This window comes from Arthrobacter sp. TB 26 (assembly GCF_000427315.1).
GTDB lineage: Bacteria > Actinomycetota > Actinomycetes > Actinomycetales > Micrococcaceae > Arthrobacter.
Window position 1 is genome coordinate 1 of sequence record NZ_AUPJ01000021.1, and the last position, 4144, is coordinate 4144.

Sequence of the window (4144 nt, forward strand, 5' to 3'; positions counted from 1 at the left end):
TCGTCGTTCTTCAACCGTTCGACAGCGGTGGCCGCGGCTTCGCCATCCTGCACCACAACGGCGTCGGAGGAGGCGCCCAGGGCAGCGGCGATGGCCGCCTCGAAGCCCGGTTCCACCGTGATCATGGACGCCAGGGACCCGATCACGCCGGGGATTCCTGAGCCAAGGACGTGGTCCGAGCCGTCCTTGCGGTTCAGCCCGAGCTGAAGGGCGTCACGGCGGGCCATAAGGGCACCGCGTTCCCGCTCGCCTTCGCGTTCGGCCGCCTTCAGCGCGTCAATCTCAGCGGCGATGGTATCGAGGACCGTGCTGGCGTCCTCGTACTCGGCGTCGAGGGTCTCCTCGCCGTCCTCCACGCCGGCGACCTGGGATTCGAGGGCGGTGAATTCGCTCTGGGCCTGCCTGCGGCGTTCCTCCCCTGCCTTGAGGGATTCACGGAGCCGGCCGAGTTCCGCCTGGGCTGACTCGACGCGGGAGCGTGCGGCGCCCACCTGCCCGGAAAGTTTGGCGAGGCCCTCGCGGCGGTCCGCGGCGGCGCGGAGCAGGGACGCGAGGCGCTTGTCCTCGGCGGCGGCGGCGTTTTCGGCGTCCTGTTTGGCGGCGGTGGCGGCGTCCAGGGTGCTGCGGCGGTCCACGATCTGGCGCTCCAGCCCGGCCTGTTCCACACGGACGCGGGCGGCCTGCCGGTCGAGCTGGTCGGGGTCGCGGCCTGTATCCGGGACGCTGTCGGAGGCGCCAAGCAGCCGGCGCCGCTCCTCGGCGAGGGAGCCCAGGGAGCGCAGCCGTTCCCGCCCGGCGGAGAGCTGGTACCAGGTGTCGCGGGCGGCATTGAGCGTGGGGGTGGCTTCGGCGGCGCGCTGTTCGAGGCTGGCCTGCCGCTGCCTGCCGAGTTCGAGTTCCTGCCCGACGACGCCGCGGCGTGCTTTCAGTGCGCTTTCGTCGGCGACATCCTGGGCCAGGGCCGACTGCAGCTGGACGAGGTCGTCGGCGAGGAGGCGGGAGCGTGCGTCCCGGACGTCGAACTGGACGGTCTGGGCGCGCCGTGCCACTTCGGCCTGTTTGCCCAGCGGCGTGAGCTGGCGCCGGATTTCGCCGGTGAGGTCGCTGAGGCGTGCAAGGTTGGCCTGCATGGCTTCGAGCTTGCGGACGGTCTTTTCCTTGCGGCGGCGGTGCTTGAGGATGCCGGCGGCTTCCTCGATGAAACCGCGCCGGTCCTCCGGGGTGGCGTGAAGCACCTTGTCGAGCTGCCCCTGCCCCACAATCACGTGCATTTCCCGGCCCAGGCCGGAATCCGAGAGGAGCTCCTGAATGTCCAGGAGCCTGCAGCCTGCGCCGTTGATGGCGTACTCGGAGCCGCCGGTGCGGAACAGTGTGCGTGAAATCGTGACTTCGCTGTACTCGATCGGCAGGGCGCCGTCGCTGTTGTCAATGGTGAGCGAGACGTGGGCGCGGCCCAGAGGCGGGCGCCCGGACGTGCCCGCGAAGATCACGTCCTCCATTTTGCCGCCGCGCAGGGTCTTGGCGCCCTGTTCACCCATCACCCAGGCCAGGGCGTCCACCACATTGGACTTGCCCGAGCCGTTGGGTCCCACGACGGCGGTGACGCCTGGTTCGAATTCGAAAGTCGTCGCCGAAGCGAAGGACTTGAATCCCCGGACGGTCAGGCTTTTGAGGTGCAAGGTATTTCGGATCTCCTGGCTGGCGGAAACGGCTGCTCCCGTCCTAAATCTACCGCCACGGCCCTAAAATCAGCGGATTTAGGCTTTTCCCAAGGAATTCTTTTGCTGGCTCTCCGCGCGGAACCCTAGGCTGGCGGCGAAGAGTTGCTTGATGCTGCTCGGGCCGGCGGGCTCACGCCGTCCCGGCGTGGCAGGACGCAGTTGGTTCTGTGTCCCGGCCACGGGCGCAAGGGGGGTGTTTGGCTGGCAACTCGATGTTGGAACACAACTGGATATCTTGGTTGGCTGCCCCGGGGGGTGCGGCACAGGGCGGTGCACGATGCGCCGGCCCGATACCGCCACAGCGTACTCACTCAGGAGTCCATATGTCCGCATCCGCAGCCGGTCGACCGCTGAAAGCACTCACACGAGGCGCCATTCGGCTCGTTGTCGCCGCCCTGGTTGCAGCGCTGCTGCCGGTCGCTGCGCCGGCGGCACTCCTGCCGTCCGCCACCGCTGCGGATCCGTGCTCCCCGCTCCTGAACGCTGTGGCGTGTGAGAATTCGAAGCCCGGAAGCCCGCCCTCGGAATGGGACATCACCGGCGCCGGCGATGCCGACATTCAGGGATTCGCAACCGACATCAGCGTCAACGCGGGCCAGCCCATCAGCTTCAAGGTGGACACCACCGCGGCCAACTATACGATCGGCATCTACCGGACCGGCTGGTACCAGGGACTCGGCGCCCGCAAGATTGCCGATGTCACCCCAGCGGCATTTCGGCAAACGCAGCCCCAATGCCTCGCTGACGTCACCACGGAACTCTACGATTGCGGAACCTGGGCGGTGTCCGCCACTTGGCAGGTCCCCGCGACCGCCGTCTCCGGCGTGTATGTCGCCCTCCTGACGCGGCCGGATAACGGCAGCCAGAGCCACATCACTTTCATTGTCCGCTCGGACGGCAGCCATTCGGACGTCGTCTTCCAGACCTCCGACACGTCGTGGCAGGCCTACAACGACTACGGCGGCTCGGATTTCTATCAGGGCGCACAGAACGGCCGGGCCTACAAAATCAGTTACAACCGGCCGGTCAACACACGCGGCGCCGTGGACGGCCGCGACTTCTACTTCGGCAGCGAGTACCCCCTGGTCCGCTTCCTGGAGAAGAACGGCTACGACGTCAGCTACATCAGCGGCGTGGACACTGACCGGAACGGCGCCCAACTCCTCAACCACAAGGTGTTCCTCTCCGTGGGCCACGACGAATACTGGTCCGGCGCCCAGCGGGCCAATGTGGAGGCCGCCCGCGATGCCGGCGTGAATCTGCAGTTCCTCTCCGGCAATGAGGTGTACTGGCGGACACGGTTGGAGCCTTCCCCGGTCGACGGAGCGGCCGGACGCACCATCACTTCCTACAAGGAGACCTGGGCCGGCGGCAAGATTGACCCCAGCACGCAGTGGACCGGCACCTGGCGCGATCCGCGGTACGCCGCGCAGGCCAACGGCGGCGGCCTCCCGGAAAACGCGCTGACCGGGACGATGTACATGTCCAACTACACGGATCTGCCCGTGACCGTCAGCGCCGCCGAGGGAAAGGCGCGTCTCTGGCGCAACACCACACTGGCAACACTGGCCGCCGGCAGTTCCGCAGAGCTGGCGCCGCACACGGTGGGCTACGAATCCAATGAGGACCTGGACAACGGGTTCAGGCCGGCGGGACTGATCCGGCTTTCCACCACCACGGGGACAACCCCCCAGTATCTGCAGGATTTCGGCAACACCGTGATGCCGGGAACCACGACGCACCACATGACCATGTACCGCGCCCCCAGCGGGGCGCTGGTCTTCTCCGCGGGTACGGTCCAGTGGACGTGGGGCCTGGACCAGCAGCACGACGGCGACGGTGCGCCCGCGGATCCGCGGATGCAGCAGGCACAGATCAACCTGCTGGCCGACATGGGCGCCCAGCCCGCCACCCGCGACACCGCCCTTGCCGCCGCGTCGGCCAGCAGCGATACGGCGCCCCCGGCCGTGACGGTCTCCTCCCCTGCCGAGGGAGCCACGATTGCGCACGGCACCAGCGTCACGGTGTCCGGAACGGCCAGCGACACCGGCGGCATTGTGGCCGGCGTCGAAGTCTCCACCGACGGCGGAACCAGCTGGCGGCGCGCCGACGGCAAACAAAGCTGGTCCTACACCTATATCCAGAAGGGCCTCACCACGGCCAGCATCCAAGTGCGCGCCGTGGACGACAGCGCCAACATCGGCGCACCGTTCACCCGTCATCTCCTGCTGACCGGACCGTACTCCGTCTTCGGCCAGCAGGTCCCGGACGTGCCTGATGCCCAGGACGGCGGGGCGTATGAGCTGGGAATGAACATCACACCCAGCGCGGACGGCTTCATCACCGGGGCGCGCTTCTACAAGAGCGCCGCCAATACCGGAACCCACACCGGTTCGCTGTGGAGTGCCGCGGGCCAGCGGCTT

General features: G+C 67.8%; 2 protein-coding genes. One reads left to right on the forward strand and one right to left on the reverse strand.

Annotated features, from left to right (window positions below):
* The coding region (locus tag K789_RS0100405; RefSeq protein ID WP_024365019.1) for a chromosome segregation SMC family protein at window positions 1–1679 on the reverse strand (1679 nt) is incomplete at its 3' end.
* 365 nt (window positions 1680–2044) lie between these two features.
* Between K789_RS0100405 and K789_RS0100410 the strand changes: the two genes are divergently transcribed.
* The coding region (locus tag K789_RS0100410) for a DUF4082 domain-containing protein (RefSeq protein ID WP_024365020.1) at window positions 2045–4144 on the forward strand (2100 nt) is incomplete at its 3' end.